Genomic DNA, 17,188 nt, shown 5'->3' on the forward strand with positions numbered 1-17,188 from the left:
CCGAAGATGCCCGACCGGCAGGTGCTGACCGAACGTTCGGCCAGGGTCGCCGCGGCGGTCAAACTGCATCGCCACGTCGGGCGCCGTCGGGCGGGGCGTTTCCTCGCCGAAGGCCCGAACCTGGTCGAGGCGGCCTCGCGTCGCGGCCTGGTCCGCGACGTCTTTGTCACCGAGGTCGCCGAGCAGCGCCATGCGTCGTTGCTGGCGGGGCTGGACTGCCCGGTCCACCCGGTCACCGAGCGCGCCGCGAAGGCGCTCTCCGACACGGTCACCCCGGCGGGGCTGGTCGCGGTGTGCGACATGCCGGCGACCCGCCTCGACGACGTGCTGGCGGGCGCGCCGCAGCTGCTCGCGGTGGCCGTCGAGATCGGCGAGCCCGGCAATGCCGGCACCCTGATCCGCCTCGCGGACGCGATGGGCGCGGCGGGCGTGATCCTCGGCGGCCACAGCGTCGATCCGTACAACGGCAAATGCCTGCGCGCCTCGGCCGGCAGCATCTTCTGCGTCCCTGTCGTCGTCGCGCCGGACGCCCTCGCCGCCGTGGACGCGGTGCGTGCCGCGGGTCTGCAGGCGCTCGCCACCACCGTGGACGGTGAGCGACGGCTGGACGAGGCCGGCGAACTGCTGGGCAGGCCGACGGCGTGGCTGTTCGGGCCCGAATCCCACGGCCTGCCAAGCGAAATCGCGTCGGCGGCCGACCACCGGCTGCGCATCCCGATGTCCGGCGGCGCCGAGAGCCTGAATGTGGCGTCGGCCGCGGCCATCTGTCTGTACCAGAGCGCGCGGGCCCTGAAGCTGCCTACGCGGCCTTGACCGCGCGCTTCGGGCGGCCCCGCCCGGCGCGCAGGCCGGCCAGCGACAACGTCGTGTGCACCAGCGATCCGGCCCGCTCCAGCAGCGCCCGGGCGGGTTGCAGGGCGGGGTCGAACGGCAACTTGGGCGGCGGCGGGAAGTAGTGCATCGGCAGCCCGCGGCGGTCGCGCGGCGGCGCCATGAACGGCGGGGCCTCGACCAGCGGCGCGTCGCTGGGCAGCCGTCCCTCGGCGCGGCGGTAGGCGGCCAGCGCGCGCGGGTGCAGCCGGATCTCGTCGGGCACCGCCAGGAACGCGAGTTCGACGATCTTGCCGAACAATCGCAGCAACACCTCGTCACCCGGAGTCCAACGCATACCGGCTTTTTCGCGGACCGCGGGCTCGAACAGCCCGGCCGCGATCCAGCGCTGCCCGGCCACCAGCGGTTTGAAGATCTGGTCCCAGATCGGTGTCGGCATCAGCACGAACCTGGGTTTGGGAATGCGGATGTCGAAGATGTCGAGGACCGCCTGGTTGATCTCCAGCTCCTCGCGACCGACCCGCTCCCAGTACTCCTGGAATTCGTCCCACGACCCGGGCACCGGCCGCATGCTCATCCCGTACATCCGGTACCACTGCACGTGCTCGTCGAACAGCTGCCGCTTCTCGGCCTCGGTCAGGCCGCCGCAGAAGTACTCGGCCACCTTGACGATCAGCATGAAAAACGTGGCGTGCGCCCAGTAGAAGGTGTCGGGGTCGAGCGCGTGATAGCGGCGGCCCTCGGCGTCGACGCCCTTGATCGTGCGGTGGTAGCCCTTGATCTGCTGCCCGGTCTGGGCCGCGCGGTCGCCGTCGTAGACCACGCCCATGATCGGGTAGACCGACCGGGCCACCCGCTGCAGCGGCTCGCGCAGCAGGATCGAATGCTCCTCGACGGCGGCGCCCAGTTCGGGGTACATGTTCTGGATCGCACCGATCCACACGCCCATCATTCCGGTGCGCAGATCGCCAAAATACTTCCAGGTCAAAGAATCTGGTCCGAGCGGATCAGCGGGGGTAGTCGATCTGGCAGTCATCGCGGCCTCCTGCACCGATTGGCCTCACGATAACTTTTGACAACGAGTGTTGTCTACGATTTCGGTGATGTGTCCCCGCAGCTGTTATCGAGGTTCCACACCGGTGTGCCGCCACCGTGATCAGGCGGTGAGGTGCGACTTGTGACACACCCGCCGGGGCCGTCGTTGCCTGCCTCTGACGAAACCAAATAACCTGGCCAGGTGGAACTCGCGCGTCGCGATCTGAAGCCGGGCGAGCCCGACGAATCCCGCGCGGCGCACTCCGCTTCGCGGCGCACGCCGCTGTCGGTGCACAACGCGACCCAATGGCTGCACGGCCGCAATCACAGCCCCGGGGCGGTCGCCCTGGTCCGGCGGGCACGCCGGCTGTTGCCGGGGGACCCCGAGTTCGGCGATCCGTTGTCCACGGCCGGCGACGGCGGTCCGCGCGCCGCGGCGCGCGCGGCCGACCGGCTGCTGGGGGACCGCGACGCGGTGTCGCGTGAGGTCAGCCTCGGGGTGCTGCAGGTGTGGCAGGCGCTGACCGAAGGCGTTTCCCGCCGGCCGGCCAATCCGGAGGTGACGTTGGTCTTCACCGACCTGGTCGGGTTTTCGACGTGGTCCCTGCGGGCCGGCGACGACGCGGCGCTGGCGCTGTTGCGTCAGGTGGCGCGGGCCCTCGAGCCGCCGCTGCTCGACGCCGGCGGGCACATCGTCAAACGCATGGGTGACGGACTCATGGCCGTGTTCGGCGATCCGACGGTCGCCGTGCGGGCCGTGTTGGCCGCCAAGGAGGCGGTCGGATCGGTCGAGGTGGAGGGCTACACACCGCGGATGCGCGTGGGGATCCACACCGGACGACCGCAGCGGCTGGCCTCGGATTGGCTCGGCGTGGATGTGAATATCGCCGCACGAGTTATGGAACGGGCCACCAAAGGTGGAATCATGGTGTCGAGTTCAACGTTGGATCTCATACCGCAAAGCGAGTTGGACGCATTGGGCGTCGAGGCCAAGCGGACCCGCAAACCGGTTTTCGGGCCGAAGCCCGCCGGCCTGCCCGCCGATTTGGCGATATATCGCCTCAAGACTTTTAGGGAGTTGTCAGGCTCTGATGACACAGCCGAAACAAAACCGCAGCCATAATGGGTGCCAATGCTAGGGGGCATCGTGTCCCGGCTCGCCCGGGTCCAATTCACCGTGGGGTATGCGGCGCTGCTGCTTGCCATCAGCTGCGCCATCCTGGTGCTCGGCCCGGACGCACATGACGTCATCGTCGCCCGCGCCAGCACCAACCTGCACAACCTGGCCCACGGGCACCTCGGCACGCTGCTGGGCAGCGCGCTGGTCGTCGACGCCGGGCCGCTCTACTTCTGGCTGCCCTTCCTGACCTGCCTGCTGGCGCTGGCGGAGCTGCATTTGCGCACCATCCGGCTGGTGGTGGCGTTTCTCGTCGGCCACATCGGCGCGACGCTGCTGGTGGCCGCCGCCCTGGCCGGGGCGGTCGAATTCGGCTGGCTGCCCGTGTCGATCACCCGGGCGAGCGACGTCGGGATGAGCTACGGCGCGCTGGCGGTGCTCGGCGCGATGACGGCGGTGATCCCGTCGCGCTGGCGGGCCGCCTGGGTCGGCTGGTGGGTGGCGGCGGGCATCGCTTCGGCGATCGTCGGCGGCGACTTCACCGACGCCGGTCACACCGTCGCGGTGATCCTGGGCGTGCTCGTGTCGGCGCGGTTCCGGCAGCCGATCCACTGGACACCGGCGCGGTACCTGATGCTGGCGGCTTCCTCGGGCTTCGGTTTCCTGATGCTGGCCCACCACTGGGGGACCATGGCGGCGACCCCGGTGTTCGGTCTCCTCGGCGCCGTGGTCGCCTACGCGGGGGCGAAGTACGTCACCGGCCGGGGCCTGCCGGTCGCGCCGCTGGACGGCGACGACACGCTGCCCGGTCCGGCGCCGGCCGTCGCCGGCTGAGTCCCGCCGCGCAGTTGCCCAGCGCCCGCCGGGCGCCGCGGATCCGATCACTATGATCAGCAGTCGTCCCGTGCCGCGCGGAATGCACCATCGATGCGGGCAGCCCTAATAGCCTCGTCAGCAAGGAGAGTGTCGCCGCGTGGGTGAGCAACCCGTCGACCTGTCGCCCGAAGCGTTGACCGCGGCGGTCAACGCCGCGCGGCAGGCCTTCACCCGGGCCGACGACCTCGACGCGCTGGCGCGCGCCAAGACCGAGCACCTCGGCGACCGCTCACCGCTGGCGCTCGCGCGCCAGGCGCTGGGGAGCGTTGCCAAAGACCAACGCGCCGATGCCGGCAAGCGGGTCAACGCCGCGCGGGGCGAGGCCCAGCAGGGGTACGACGAACGCCTCGCGGCCCTGCGCGCCGAACGCGACGCCGCCGTGCTCGTCGCCGAGCGCATCGACGTCACGTTGCCGTCGACGCGGCAGCCGACCGGGGCGCGGCACCCGATCACGATCCTCGCCGAACACGTCGCCGACACCTTCATCGCCATGGGTTGGGAAGTGGCCGACGGCCCCGAGGTCGAGAGCGAACAGTTCAACTTCGACGCGCTCAACTTTCCCGCCGACCACCCCGCGCGCAGCGAGCAGGACACCTTCTACATCGCGCCCGAGGATTCTCGGCAGCTGCTGCGCACCCACACCTCGCCGGTGCAGGTGCGCACGCTGCTGGCCCGCGAGTTGCCCGTCTACATCGTCTCGATCGGCCGCACGTTCCGCACCGACGAGCTCGACGCCACTCATACCCCGGTCTTCCACCAGGTCGAGGGCCTGGCGGTGGACCGCGGCCTGTCCATGGCGCACCTGCGGGGCACGCTCGACGCGTTCGCGCGCGCCGAGTTCGGCCCCGAGGCGCGGACCCGCATCCGCCCGCACTTCTTTCCGTTCACCGAGCCCTCCGCGGAGGTCGACGTGTGGTTCGTCGGCAAGAAGGGCGGCCCGGGCTGGGTGGAGTGGGGCGGCTGCGGGATGGTGCATCCAAACGTGTTGCGGGCGGCCGGAATTGACCCCGAGGAATACTCCGGCTTCGCGTTCGGCATGGGCCTGGAACGAACGCTGCAGTTCCGCAACGGGATTCCGGACATGCGCGACATGGTCGAGGGCGACGTCCGGTTCTCGCTGCCGTTCGGGGTGGGTGCCTGATGCGCGTTCCGTACAGCTGGCTGCGCGAGGTCGTGAACGCCGGCGCGCCGGGCTGGGACGTGGCCCCCGCCGAGCTGGAGCAGGCGCTGGTGGACATCGGCCACGAGGTCGAAGAGGTTCTCACCCTCGGCCCGGTCGAGGGCCCGCTTACGGTGGGCCGCGTCACCGACATCGAGGAACTCACCGGTTTCAAGAAGCCGATCCGGTTCTGCCACGTCGACGTGGGCGAGGATAAAGACCGCGAGATCGTCTGCGGCGCAACCAACTTCGTGGCCGGTGACCTCGTGGTGGCGGCGCTGCCGGGCACCACGCTGCCCGGCGGATTCGCCATCGCCGCGCGTAAGACCTACGGCCGCACCTCGGAGGGAATGATCTGCTCGGCGGCCGAACTCGGTTTGGGCGCCGACCATTCCGGGATTCTGGTGCTGCCGCCGGGCACCGCCGAACCCGGCGCCGACGGCCACGCCGTGCTGGGCCTCGACGACGTGATCTTCCACCTGGCCATCACCCCCGACCGCGGTTACGGCATGTCGCTGCGGGGCCTGGCGCGCGAGGTCGCCTGCGCCTACGACCTGGACTTCGTCGACCCCGCGGACGTCAAGCCGTTGCCGGCCAACGGGGAGGCCTGGCCGCTGACGGTGCAGCCCGACACCGGCGTGCGGCGGTTCGCGCTGCGCCCGGTCACCGGCATCGAGCCGGCTGCCGTGTCACCGTGGTGGCTGCAGCGCCGCCTGCTGCTCTCGGGCATCCGCCCCACCTCCCCGGCGGTCGACGTCACGAACTACGTGATGCTCGAGCTGGGCCACCCCCTGCACGCCCACGACCGCAACCGCATCACCGGCGGCTTCGGCGTGCGCTTCGCCCGTCCCGGCGAGACCGTCGTCACCCTCGACGACATCGAACGCAAACTGGAACCGGCCGACGTCCTGATCGTCGACGACACGGCGACCACGGCGATCGGCGGCGTGATGGGCGCGGCGAGCACCGAGGTGCGCGCCGATTCCACCGACGTGCTGCTCGAGGCCGCGGTCTGGGATCCCGCCGCGGTGTCGCGCACCCAGCGCAGATTGCACCTGCCCAGCGAGGCCGCCCGCCGCTACGAGCGGGGCGTGGATCCGGCCATTTCCGTTGCCGCGCTGGACCGCTGCGCCACGCTGCTCGCCGAGATCGCCGGCGGCGCGGTGTCCGACACGCTGACCGATTGGCGGGGCGACCCGCCCCGCGACGAGTGGGCCGGGTCGCCGATCGACATCGCCGCCGACCTGCCCGGCCGCATCGCCGGTGTGGCCTACGCTTCGGGCACGGCCGCCAAGCGGCTGTCCCAAATCGGTGCCGGCGTCGCCGAACGCGGCGACACGCTGACGGTCACCCCACCCAGCTGGCGACCCGACCTGCTGCAGCCCGCCGACCTCGTCGAGGAGGTGCTGCGGCTCGAGGGCCTGGAGGTCATCCCGTCGGTGCTGCCGTCGGCGCCGGCCGGCCGCGGGCTGTCCGCCGTGCAACAGCGCCGCCGCGCCATCGGCAGGTCGCTGGCCCAGTCCGGGTACGTCGAGATCCTGCCGACGCCTTTTCTGCCCGCCGGGGCGTTCGACCTGTGGGGGCTGCCGCCCGACGATCCGCGGCGCGTCACGACCGACGTGCTCAACCCGCTGGAGGCCGACCGCCCGCACCTGGCCACCACCCTGCTGCCGGCGCTGCTGGAAGCCTTGGTGCGCAACGTATCCCGCGGTTTGGTCGACGTTTCGCTCTATGCCCTTGCGCAGGTGGTGCAGCCGACAGCAGAGACCCGCGGCGTGACGCCGATCCCCGTCGACCGCCGGCCCACCGACGCCGAGATCGCCGCGCTCGACGCGTCGTTGCCGCGCCAACCCCAGCACGTCGCCGCGGTGCTGACCGGCCTGCGGGAAGCGCGCGGCCCCTGGGGGCCGGGCCGGCGCGCCGAGGCCGCCGACGCGTTCGAGGCGGTGCGCATCATCGCCCGCGCCGCCGGCATCGACGTCCGGTTGCGGGCGGCGCAGCAGCTGCCGTGGCACCCGGGCCGCTGCGCCGAGGTGCTCGTGGGCGACACGACGGTCGGGTACGCGGGCCAGCTGCACCCGGCCGTGACCGAGCGCTCCGGGCTGCCCAAGGGCACCTGCGCCCTCGAGCTCGATCTCGACGCCGTGCCCCTCGCCGCGGCGCTGCCCGCGCCCCGGGTGTCTCCGTTCCCGGCCGTCTTCCAGGACGTCAGCCTGGTGGTGCCGGCGGACGTACCGGCTCAGGCGGTGGCCGACGCCGTGCGCGAAGGCGCGGGCGAGCTGCTGGAAGACCTGCAGCTGTTCGACGTTTTCACCGGCCCGCAGATCGGGGAGGACCGCAAGTCGCTGACCTTCGCGCTGCGGTTCCGGGCGCCGGACCGCACGCTGACCGAGGACGACGCCACCGCGGCCCGCGAGGCCGCCGTGCGCCGGGCCGCCGAGTCGGTCGGCGCCGAGCTCCGCGCCTGATGGAATGGATTTGCAAACTACTGCATAACCATGCAAAATCGTCGAAATGGCCGACGTGATCAAGGTGGCAGTTGCCGGTGCCAGCGGCTATGCGGGCGGTGAAATCCTCCGCCTGCTGCTCGGGCACCCGGCCTACGCCCAGGGGCGCCTGTCGATCGGCGCGCTGACCGCCGCTGCCAGCGCCGGCAGCACGCTCGCCGAGCACCATCCGCACCTGACGCCGCTGGCCCAGCGCGTCGTCGAGCCGACCGAGCCCGCCGTGCTCGCGGGCCACGACGTGGTGTTCCTGGGCTTGCCGCACGGCCATTCGGCCGCGCTGGCCTCTCAGCTCGGCCCCGACACCGTGATCATCGACTGCGGCGCGGACTTCCGGCTCACCGACGCCGCCGCGTGGGAGCGGTTCTACGGCACCCCGCACGCCGGCAGCTGGCCCTACGGGCTGCCGGAGCTCCCGGGCGCGCGCGAGCGGCTGCGCGGCGCGCGCCGCATCGCGGTTCCCGGCTGCTACCCGACCGCGGCGCTGCTCGCATTGCTGCCCGCGCTGGCCGAGGACCTCGTCGAGCCAGCCGTCACGGTCGTCGCCGTCAGCGGCACCTCCGGGGCCGGGCGGGCGGCCAAGACCGACCTGCTGGGCGCCGAGGTCATCGGGTCGGCGAGCGCCTACAACATCGCCGGGGCGCACCGGCACACCCCGGAGATCGCCCAGGGCCTGGGGGCCGTCACCGGCCGCGAGGTGACGGTGTCGTTCACCCCGGTGCTGATCCCGACGTCGCGCGGGATCCTGGCCACGTGCACCGCCCGCACCCGTGCGCCGTTGCCGCAGCTGCGGGAGGCCTACGAAAAGGCTTACGACCCAGAGCCTTTCATCTACCTGATGCCCGACGGTCAGCTGCCCCGCACGGGTGCGGTGATCGGCAGCAACGCGGCGCACATCGCCGTCGCGGTGGACGAGGCGGCCCAGACATTCGTGGCGATCGCCGCGATCGACAACCTGGTCAAGGGCACGGCCGGGGCCGCCGTGCAGTCGATGAACCTGGCACTGGGTTGGCCGGAGGCGGAAGGCCTTTCGGTGATCGGGGTGGCGCCGTGACGCGCACCGAGACGCCGCGGTTGCTGCGCGAGCAGGGCGTCACCGCGCCGGCCGGATTCCGGGCGGCGGGCATCGCCGCCGGCATCAAGGCCTCGGGCAAGCGCGACCTGGCCCTGGTCTTCAACGAGGGCCCCGATTACGCGGCCGCCGGGGTGTTCACCCGCAACAGGGTCAAGGCCGCGCCGGTGCTGTGGAGCCAGCAGGTGCTGAGCACGGGCGCGCTGCGCGCGGTGATCCTCAACTCCGGCGGCGCCAACGCCTGCACCGGGCCGGGCGGGTTCCAGGACACCCACGCCACGGCCGAGGCCGTCGCGGCCGCCCTGTCGGACTGGGGCACCGAGACCGGGGCCATCGAGGTCGCGGTGTGCTCCACCGGGCTGATCGGCGACCGGCTGCCGATGGACAAGGTGCTGTCCGGGGTGCGCGCGATCGTGCAGGACATGGCCGGCGGCCTGTCCGGCGGCGACGATGCGGCCCAGGCGATCATGACCACCGACACCGTGCCCAAACAGGTTGCGCTGCACCACCCGGACAGCTGGACGATCGGCGGGATGGCCAAGGGCGCGGGCATGCTCGCGCCGTCGCTGGCGACCATGCTCTGCGTGCTGACCACCGACGCGGCCGTCGACGCCGCGGCGCTGGACTCCGCGCTGCGCCACGCCACCGCGCGCACCTTCGACCGGCTCGACATCGACGGCGCGTGCTCGACCAACGACACGGTGCTGCTGCTGGCCTCCGGGGCCAGCGGGATCGCGCCGGATCAGCGTGATCTGGACGACGCCGTGCTGCGTGTCTGCGACGACCTGTGCGCGCAGTTGCAGGCCGACGCCGAGGGCGTCACCAAGCGCGTCAACGTCACCGTCACCGGCGCCGCCTCGGAGGACGACGCCCTGGTCGCCGCGCGGACCATCGCCCGCGACAGCCTGGTCAAGACGGCGGTGTTCGGTTCGGACCCCAACTGGGGACGGGTGCTCGCCGCCGTCGGCATCGCGCCCATCGCCCTGGATCCCGATCGGATCACGGTGTCGTTCAACGGCTCCACGGTCTTCGCCGACGGGGTGGGGGCGCCGGGGGCGCGCGAGGTGGATCTCTCGGGAGCCGACATCGACATCGCCGTCGATCTGCGGCTCGGCGACGGACGGGCCACCATCCGGACCACCGACCTGTCCCACGGCTACGTCGAAGAGAATTCGGCCTACAGCTCATGACCCGCGCCAGCGACTTATCCACCGCGGTCAAGGCGCAGGTGCTCGCCGAGGCGCTGCCCTGGCTCAAGCAGTTGCACGGCAAGATCGTCGTCATCAAGTACGGCGGCAACGCCATGACCGACGACACGCTGCGGCACGCGTTCGCCGCCGACATGGCGTTCCTGCGCAACTGCGGCGTGCACCCCGTCGTCGTGCACGGCGGCGGCCCGCAGATCAGCGCGATGCTGCGCCGGCTCGGCATCCAGGGTGACTTCAAGGGCGGATTCCGGGTCACCACACCGGAAGTGCTCGACGTGGCGCGGATGGTGTTGTTCGGCCAGGTCGGCCGCGAGCTGGTCAACTTGATCAACGCGCACGGACCGTACGCGGTCGGTATCACCGGCGAGGACGCCCAGCTGTTCACCGCCGTGCGCCGCAGCGTCACCGTCGACGGCGTGGCCACCGACATCGGCCTGGTGGGCGACGTCGAGCGGGTCAATACCGCCGCGGTGCTGGATCTTATTGCCGCACGGCGCATTCCGGTGGTGTCGACGCTGGCGCCGGACGCCGAAGGTGTGGTGCACAACATTAACGCCGACACCGCCGCGGCGGCGCTGGCCGACGCGCTGCACGCCGAGAAGCTGTTGATGCTCACCGACGTCGAAGGCCTGTACACGAGTTGGCCCGACCGCGATTCGCTGGTCAGCGAAATCGACACGGCCACACTGTCGCAACTGCTACCCACGCTGGAGGCGGGCATGATTCCCAAGGTCGAGGCGTGTCTGCGGGCCGTGACCGCGGGCGTGCCGAGCGCGCACGTCATCGACGGCCGGGTCGAACATTGTGTGCTGGTGGAGCTTTTCACCGACGCGGGCACGGGCACCAAGGTGGTACCGGCATGAGTAATACCGACGCCCTGAAGCGGCGCTGGGAAGCCGTGATGATGAACAACTACGGCACCCCCGCGATGGCCCTGGCCAGTGGCGACGGGGCCGTGGTCACCGACGTCGACGGCAAGAGCTACCTCGACCTGCTGGGCGGCATCGCGGTCAACATCCTGGGCCACCGCCACCCCGCGATCATCGAGGCCGTCACCCGGCAGATGGCGACGCTGGGCCACACGTCCAACCTGTACGCGACCGAACCCGGCATCGCGCTGGCCGAGGAACTGGTGGCCCTGCTGGGCGCGCCCGAGGAAACGCCGGCGCGGGTGTTCTTCTGCAACTCCGGCACCGAGGCCAACGAGGTGGCCTTCAAAATGTCCCGGCTCACGGGCCGCACGAAACTGGTTGCCGCGCACGAGGCTTTCCACGGCCGGACGATGGGATCGCTGGCGCTGACCGGACAGCCGAGCAAGCGGGCGCCGTTCGCCCCGCTGCCCGGCGACGTCACCTACGTGCCGTACGGCGACGCCGCGGCGCTGGCCGCGGCGGTCGACGACGACACCGCGGCGGTGTTTCTGGAGCCGATCATGGGGGAGAGCGGCGTCGTCGTCCCGCCCGAGGGATACCTGGCCGCCGCGCGCGATGTCACCGCGCGGCACGGCGCCCTGCTGGTGCTCGACGAGGTGCAGACCGGGATGGGCCGCACCGGAACGTTTTTCGCCCACCAGCATGACGGCATCACCCCTGACGTGGTCACGCTGGCCAAGGGGCTCGGCGGCGGCCTGCCCATCGGGGCGTGCCTGGCCGTCGGGCGCGCCGCCGAGCTGATGACGCCGGGCCTGCACGGCAGCACCTTCGGCGGCAATCCGGTCTGCACCGCGGCGGCGCTGGCGGTGCTGCGGGTGCTGGCGTCCGACAACCTGGTCCGCCACGCCGAGGTGCTGGGCAAGTCGTTGCGGCACGGCATCGAGGGGCTCGGTCACCCGCTCGTCGACCACGTGCGCGGGCGCGGACTGCTGTGCGGGGTGGTGCTCACCGCGGCGCGGGCCAAGGACGCCGAGGCGGCCGCGCGCGAGGCCGGGTTCCTGGTGAACGCCGCCGCGCCCGACGTCATCCGGCTGGCGCCGCCGCTGATCATCACCGAAGACCAGCTCGACGGGTTCATTTCCGCGCTGCCGGGAATTCTCGAGGGGGCCGCACGTGGTTAGGCATTTCCTGCGCGACGACGACCTGTCGCCCACCGAGCAGTCCGAAGTGCTGCAGCTGGCCGCCGAGCTGAAGAAGGACCCGTTCAGCGCCCGCCCGCTGGAGGGGCCGCGCGGGGTCGCGGTCCTGTTCGACAAGAACTCCACCCGCACCCGGTTCTCGTTCGAGGTGGGCATCGCCCAGCTCGGCGGGCACGCCGTCGTCGTCGACGCCCGCAGCACCCAGCTGGGCCGCGACGAGACCCTGGAGGACACCGCGCGGGTGCTGTCCCGCTACGTCGAGGCCATCGTCTGGCGCACGTTCGCCCACGAGCGACTCGAGGCGATGGCCGGGGCCGCGACGGTGCCGGTGGTCAACGCGCTGTCCGACGAGTTCCACCCCTGCCAGGTGCTCGCCGACCTGCAGACCATCGCCGAACGCAAGGGAGCGCTGCGTGGCCTGCGGATGACCTACCTCGGCGACGGCGCCAACAACATGGCGCACTCGTTGATGCTCGGCGGGGTCACCGCCGGCATCCACGTCACGATCGCCGCCCCGGACGGCTTCGCCCCCGATCCGGCGTTCGTGGCCGCGGCCCGCCGGCGCGCCGAGGACACCGACGCCTCGGTCACCGTCACCGCCGACGCCGGGGCGGCCGCGCGCGGCGCCGACGTCCTGGTCACCGACACGTGGACGTCGATGGGACAGGAGGGCGACGGCCTGGACCGGGTCAAACCGTTCCGGCCGTATCAGATCAACGCCGACCTGCTGTCGCTGGCCGACCCGGAAGCCGTTGTGCTGCACTGCCTTCCGGCTCATCGCGGCGACGAGATCACCGACGAGGTGATGGACGGCCCGGCCAGCGTGGTCTTCGACGAGGCCGAGAACCGGTTGCACGCCCAAAAGGCGCTGCTGACATGGCTTTTGGAGCGGCGGTCATGACCCGCTCGAAAACCACGCCCGAAACCACCCGGGCCGGGCGCCAGGACCGCATCGTGGCGATCCTGTCGTCGGCGTCGATCAGCAGCCAAAGCGAACTGGCGGCCCGGCTGGCCGGCGAGGGCATCGAGGTCACCCAGGCCACCCTGTCGCGCGACCTGGAGGAGCTGGGCGCGGTGAAGCTGCGCGGCGCCGACGGCGGCGTCGGCGTCTACATCGTTCCCGAGGACGGCAGCCCGGTGCGCGGCGTGTCGGGCGGCACCGCCCGGCTGTCCCGGTTGCTCGGCGAGCTGTTGGTGTCGGCCGACTCCAGCGCGAACCTCGCGGTGCTGCGCACCCCGCCCGGCGGTGCCAACTATTTGGCCAGCGCGATCGATCGCGCGGCGCTACCGTACGTCGTCGGCACCATCGCCGGCGATGACACCGTCTTCGTGGCCGCCCGAGAGCCGATGACCGGCGCCGAACTGGCCACCACATTGGAAAAACTCACGTAAGCGATTTCAACCTAAGGAGATTGGTTCATGTCAGAACGCGTCATCCTGGCGTATTCCGGCGGTCTGGACACCTCGGTGGCCATCAGCTGGATCGGCAAGGAGACCGGCCGTGAGGTCGTAGCGGTGGCGATCGACCTCGGCCAGGGCGGCGAAGACATGGAGGTCATCCGCCAGCGGGCCCTGGACTGCGGGGCGGTGGAGGCCGTCGTCGTCGACGCCCGCGACGAATTCGCCGAGGGTTACTGCCTTCCCACCATCCTGTCCAACGCCCTCTATATGGATCGCTACCCGCTGGTGTCGGCGATCAGCCGGCCGTTGATCGTCAAGCACCTGGTGGCGGCGGCGCGCGAGCACGGCGGCAGCATCGTCGCGCACGGCTGCACCGGCAAGGGCAACGACCAGGTCCGGTTCGAGGTCGGATTCGGTTCGCTGGCACCCGATCTCGAGGTGCTGGCGCCGGTCCGCGACTACGCCTGGACGCGCGAGAAGGCGATCGCGTTCGCCGAGGAGAACGCCATCCCGATCAACGTCACCAAGCGCTCGCCGTTCTCGATCGACCAGAACGTGTGGGGCCGCGCGGTGGAAACCGGCTTCCTGGAACACCTTTGGAACGCGCCCACCAAGGACGTCTACGCCTACACCGAAGACCCCACGCTGAACTGGAGCACCCCAGACGAGGTGATCGTCGGGTTCGAGCGCGGCGTGCCGGTGACGATCGACGGCAAGCGGGTGTCGGTGCTGGACGCCATCGAGGAGCTCAACACCCGCGCCGGCGCGCAGGGCGTCGGCCGCCTCGACGTCGTCGAGGACCGGCTGGTGGGCATCAAGAGCCGCGAGATCTACGAGGCGCCCGGCGCCATGGTGCTCATCACCGCGCACACCGAACTCGAACACGTCACGCTCGAGCGCGAGCTGGGCCGGTTCAAGCGGCACACCGATCAGCGTTGGGCCGAGCTGGTGTACGACGGGCTGTGGTACTCCCCGCTCAAGGAGGCGCTGGAGAGCTTCGTCGCCAAGACCCAGGAGCACGTGACGGGCGAGGTGCGAATGGTGTTGCACGGCGGCCACATCGCGGTCAACGGGCGGCGCAGCGCCGAATCGCTGTACGACTTCAACCTGGCCACCTACGACGAGGGCGACAGCTTCGACCAGTCGGCCGCGAAGGGTTTCGTCTACGTGCACGGCCTGTCGTCGAAGATCGCGTCCCGCCGGGACCAGACGGTGACGGGCCCGGCCGAAGCGTGAGCACGCGCGAGGGGTCGCTGTGGGGCGGGCGGTTCGCCGACGGCCCGTCGGATGCGCTGGCCGCGCTGAGCAAGTCCACCCATTTCGACTGGGTGCTCGCCCCTTACGACATCGTCGCCTCGCGGGCCCACGCCGTGATCCTGTTCCGGGCCGGGCTGCTGACCGAAGAGCAGCGCGACGGGCTGCTGGCCGGCCTGGACCAGCTCGCCTCCGACGTCGCCGACGGCAGCTTTTCGCCGCTGGTCACCGACGAGGACGTGCACGCGGCGCTGGAACGCGGGCTGATCGACCGCGTCGGGCCCGAGCTGGGCGGGCGGCTGCGGGCCGGCCGGTCGCGCAACGACCAGGTGGCCACCCTGTTCCGGATGTGGCTGCGCGACGCGGTGCGCCGGGTCGCCGCCGGGGCGCTGGACGTCGTCGGCGCGCTGGCCGCCCAGGCCGCCGCCCACCCCGACGCCATCATGCCCGGCAAAACCCACCTGCAGTCCGCCCAGCCGGTGCTGCTGGCCCACCACCTGCTCGCGCACGCCCACCCGCTGCTGCGCGACGTCGACCGCCTCGTCGACTTCGACAAGCGGGCCGCGATCTCCCCGTACGGCTCCGGGGCGCTGGCCGGGTCGTCGCTGGGCCTGGACCCCGGCGCGATCGCCGCTGAGCTCGGCTTCACGGCCCCCGCCGACAACTCCATCGACGCCACCGCGTCCCGAGATTTCGCCGCGGAGGCGGCGTTCGTCCTCGCCATGATCGGCGTCGACCTGTCCCGGCTGGCCGAGGACGTCATCCTGTGGAGCTCGACCGAATTCGGCTACGTCACCCTGCACGACTCGTGGTCCACCGGCAGCTCGATCATGCCGCAGAAGAAGAACCCGGACATCGCCGAGCTGGCCCGCGGCAAGTCGGGTCGGCTGATCGGAAACCTGGCCGGCCTGCTGGCCACGCTGAAGGCCCAGCCGCTCGCCTACAACCGTGACCTGCAGGAAGACAAGGAACCGGTGTTCGATTCGGTGGCCCAGCTGGAGCTGGTGCTGCCCGCGATGGCGGGGCTGGTGGGAAGCCTGACGTTCGACGTCGACCGGATGGCCGCCCTCGCGCCGGCCGGCTACACGCTGGCGACCGACATCGCCGAATGGCTGGTGCGCCAGGGGGTGCCGTTCCGCTCCGCGCACGAGGCCGCCGGTGCGGCCGTGCGCGCCGCCGAGCAGCGCGGCGTCGGGCTCGACGAGCTGACCGACGACGAGCTGGCCGCCATCAGCGGCGACCTGACACCGCAGGTTCGCGAGGTCTTGACGATCGAGGGCTCGGTGGCGTCGCGCGACGCGTGGGGCGGCACCGCGCCGGTCCGGGTCGCCGAGCAGATCGAAAACGTCCTGGCCAGCGCCGGAACGCTCAAAGAGCGGCTCGAGGACCGGGCGCGCGGGAGCCGTTGAGATGACGTCGGTTTCCGTGCCCCGCGCTGTCTCGCCGACTAGACTGCGGGCTCAAAGCGATCCGGATGAACGTTTCGGGCCGGATCCCCGTGACCAAGGGGTGGGAAACCAATGAGCGTCGTCGCCGGCGTCTTCGGTGCGCTACCGCCGCACCGTTATTCGCAGCGCGAGCTCACCGACTTCTTCGTCAGCATCCCCGAGTTCGCGGACTACGAAGACATCGTCCGGCAGCTGCACGCCAGCGCCAAAATCGACAGCCGCCACCTGGTGCTGCCGCTCGAGCAATACCCCACGCTGACCGACTTCGGCATGGCCAACCGGATCTTCACCGAGCACGCCGTGAACCTCGGCTGCGAGGCGCTGTCCGGCGCGCTCGACGAGGCGGGACTGCGGGCGCAGGACGTCGACGTGCTGATCACGACGACCGTCACCGGACTGACGGTGCCGTCGGTGGACGCCCGGATCGCCGCGCGGCTCGGCCTGCGCGACGACGTGCGCCGCGTGCCGCTGTTCGGCCTCGGCTGCGTGGCCGGCGCGGCCGGTGTCGCCCGAGCGAACGACTACCTGCGTGGCGCGCCCGACGCCGTCGCCGCCCTGGTCTCGGTCGAGCTGTGCTCGCTGACCTACCCCGGATACAAGCCGTCGCTGGCGGGGATGGTCGGCAGCGCCCTGTTCGCCGACGGCGCCGCGGCGGTGGTGGCCGTGGGCGACCGGCGCGCTGAACAGCTCGCCGCCGCCGGGCCCAGCGTGCTGGATTCGCGCAGCCACTTGTATCCCGATTCGCTGCGCACCATGGGCTTCGACGTGCGTTCGGGCGGATTCGAGCTCGTGCTGTCGAAGGACGTCGCGGCGGTCGTGGAGCAATACATCGAGGACGACGTCACCCAGTTTCTCGGCGCCCATGGCCTGACGCCGACCGACATCGGCGCGTTCGTCAGCCACCCCGGCGGACCCAAGGTCATCGAGGCGATCAACGCGGCGCTCAGCCTGCCGCCGGAGGCCCTCGAACTCACCTGGCGTTCGCTCGGCGAGATCGGCAATCTTTCGTCGGCGTCGGTGTTGCACGTGCTGCGCGACACCCTCGCCAAGCCGCCGCCGAGCGGAAGTCCCGGCCTGATGCTCGCGATGGGGCCGGGATTCTGTTCCGAATTGGTGTTGTTGCGTTGGCACTGATGGTCGCTCGTGTACCTCCGTTCCTGCCCTGAGGCGCCCTCTTGGGGCGGCGGGGAGGTTGTGACGGTGGGTCGACCG

14 protein-coding genes and 1 pseudogene are annotated in these 17,188 nt (G+C 71.2%); 14 read left to right on the plus strand and 1 reads right to left on the minus strand.

Features of this window, described 5'->3' with window-relative positions; all coding sequences use genetic code 11:
- Positions 1–21: 21 nt before the first annotated feature.
- A complete protein-coding gene (locus QGN31_RS11055) occupies positions 22–813 on the plus strand; it encodes a TrmH family RNA methyltransferase (protein WP_085978378.1) in 792 nt (263 codons plus the stop codon).
- Here QGN31_RS11055 and QGN31_RS11060 read toward each other — a convergent pair.
- A complete protein-coding gene (locus QGN31_RS11060; protein ID WP_008257632.1) occupies positions 800–1,867 on the minus strand; it encodes an oxygenase MpaB family protein in 1,068 nt (355 codons plus the stop codon). The two genes, QGN31_RS11055 and QGN31_RS11060, sit on opposite strands and share 14 nt — an antisense overlap.
- A gap of 201 nt (positions 1,868–2,068) precedes the next feature.
- Between QGN31_RS11060 and QGN31_RS11065 the strand changes: the two genes are divergently transcribed.
- From QGN31_RS11065 to QGN31_RS11125, 13 genes and pseudogenes are all read left to right on the plus strand, one after another.
- Positions 2,069–2,989, plus strand: a complete 921-nt coding sequence (locus QGN31_RS11065; protein WP_014380329.1) for an adenylate/guanylate cyclase domain-containing protein — start codon at positions 2,069–2,071, stop codon at positions 2,987–2,989.
- Positions 2,990–2,998: 9 nt separating this feature from the next.
- Positions 2,999–3,817, plus strand: coding sequence for a rhomboid-like protein (locus tag QGN31_RS11070; protein WP_020188598.1), 819 nt, complete (start codon positions 2,999–3,001; stop codon positions 3,815–3,817).
- Positions 3,818–3,956: 139 nt separating this feature from the next.
- Positions 3,957–5,000, plus strand: coding sequence for a phenylalanine--tRNA ligase subunit alpha (pheS, locus tag QGN31_RS11075; RefSeq protein ID WP_014380327.1), 1,044 nt, complete (start codon positions 3,957–3,959; stop codon positions 4,998–5,000).
- Complete coding sequence (gene pheT / locus QGN31_RS11080) at positions 5,000–7,486, plus strand: phenylalanine--tRNA ligase subunit beta (RefSeq protein ID WP_014380326.1); 2,487 nt, start codon at positions 5,000–5,002, stop codon at positions 7,484–7,486. The genes pheS and pheT overlap by 1 nt, the downstream gene beginning before the upstream one ends.
- Positions 7,487–7,516: 30 nt before the next feature.
- Positions 7,517–8,576: pseudogene (argC, locus tag QGN31_RS11085) on the plus strand (N-acetyl-gamma-glutamyl-phosphate reductase).
- Positions 8,573–9,784: a bifunctional glutamate N-acetyltransferase/amino-acid acetyltransferase ArgJ gene (gene argJ, locus QGN31_RS11090; protein WP_009954341.1), complete on the plus strand. Its 1,212-nt coding sequence runs from the start codon at positions 8,573–8,575 to the stop codon at positions 9,782–9,784. Before argC ends, argJ begins: the two are co-directional and overlap by 4 nt.
- Positions 9,781–10,665, plus strand: a complete 885-nt coding sequence (gene argB / locus QGN31_RS11095) for an acetylglutamate kinase (RefSeq protein WP_008257625.1) — start codon at positions 9,781–9,783, stop codon at positions 10,663–10,665. The genes argJ and argB overlap by 4 nt, the downstream gene beginning before the upstream one ends.
- Entirely contained in the window at positions 10,662–11,855 is a 1,194-nt protein-coding gene (locus tag QGN31_RS11100) for an acetylornithine transaminase (protein WP_014385095.1), read from the plus strand. The genes argB and QGN31_RS11100 overlap by 4 nt, the downstream gene beginning before the upstream one ends.
- Positions 11,848–12,774, plus strand: a complete 927-nt coding sequence (argF, locus tag QGN31_RS11105) for an ornithine carbamoyltransferase (protein ID WP_014385094.1) — start codon at positions 11,848–11,850, stop codon at positions 12,772–12,774. The genes QGN31_RS11100 and argF overlap by 8 nt, the downstream gene beginning before the upstream one ends.
- The gene (locus QGN31_RS11110; protein WP_009954337.1) at positions 12,771–13,265 is read left to right on the plus strand and encodes an arginine repressor; all 495 of its coding nucleotides are present in this window, start codon (positions 12,771–12,773) and stop codon (positions 13,263–13,265) included. Before argF ends, QGN31_RS11110 begins: the two co-directional genes overlap by 4 nt.
- 27 nt (positions 13,266–13,292) lie before the next feature.
- A complete protein-coding gene (locus QGN31_RS11115) occupies positions 13,293–14,510 on the plus strand; it encodes an argininosuccinate synthase (RefSeq protein WP_014385093.1) in 1,218 nt (405 codons plus the stop codon).
- The gene (gene argH, locus QGN31_RS11120; RefSeq protein ID WP_095763347.1) at positions 14,507–15,937 is read left to right on the plus strand and encodes an argininosuccinate lyase; all 1,431 of its coding nucleotides are present in this window, start codon (positions 14,507–14,509) and stop codon (positions 15,935–15,937) included. The genes QGN31_RS11115 and argH overlap by 4 nt, the downstream gene beginning before the upstream one ends.
- Positions 15,938–16,048: 111 nt before the next feature.
- Positions 16,049–17,110, plus strand: coding sequence for a type III polyketide synthase (locus QGN31_RS11125; protein WP_201358413.1), 1,062 nt, complete (start codon positions 16,049–16,051; stop codon positions 17,108–17,110).
- Positions 17,111–17,188: the final 78 nt, after the last annotated feature.

Source organism: Mycobacterium sp. 2-64 (assembly GCF_035918375.1).
Taxonomy (GTDB): domain Bacteria; phylum Actinomycetota; class Actinomycetes; order Mycobacteriales; family Mycobacteriaceae; genus Mycobacterium; species Mycobacterium intracellulare.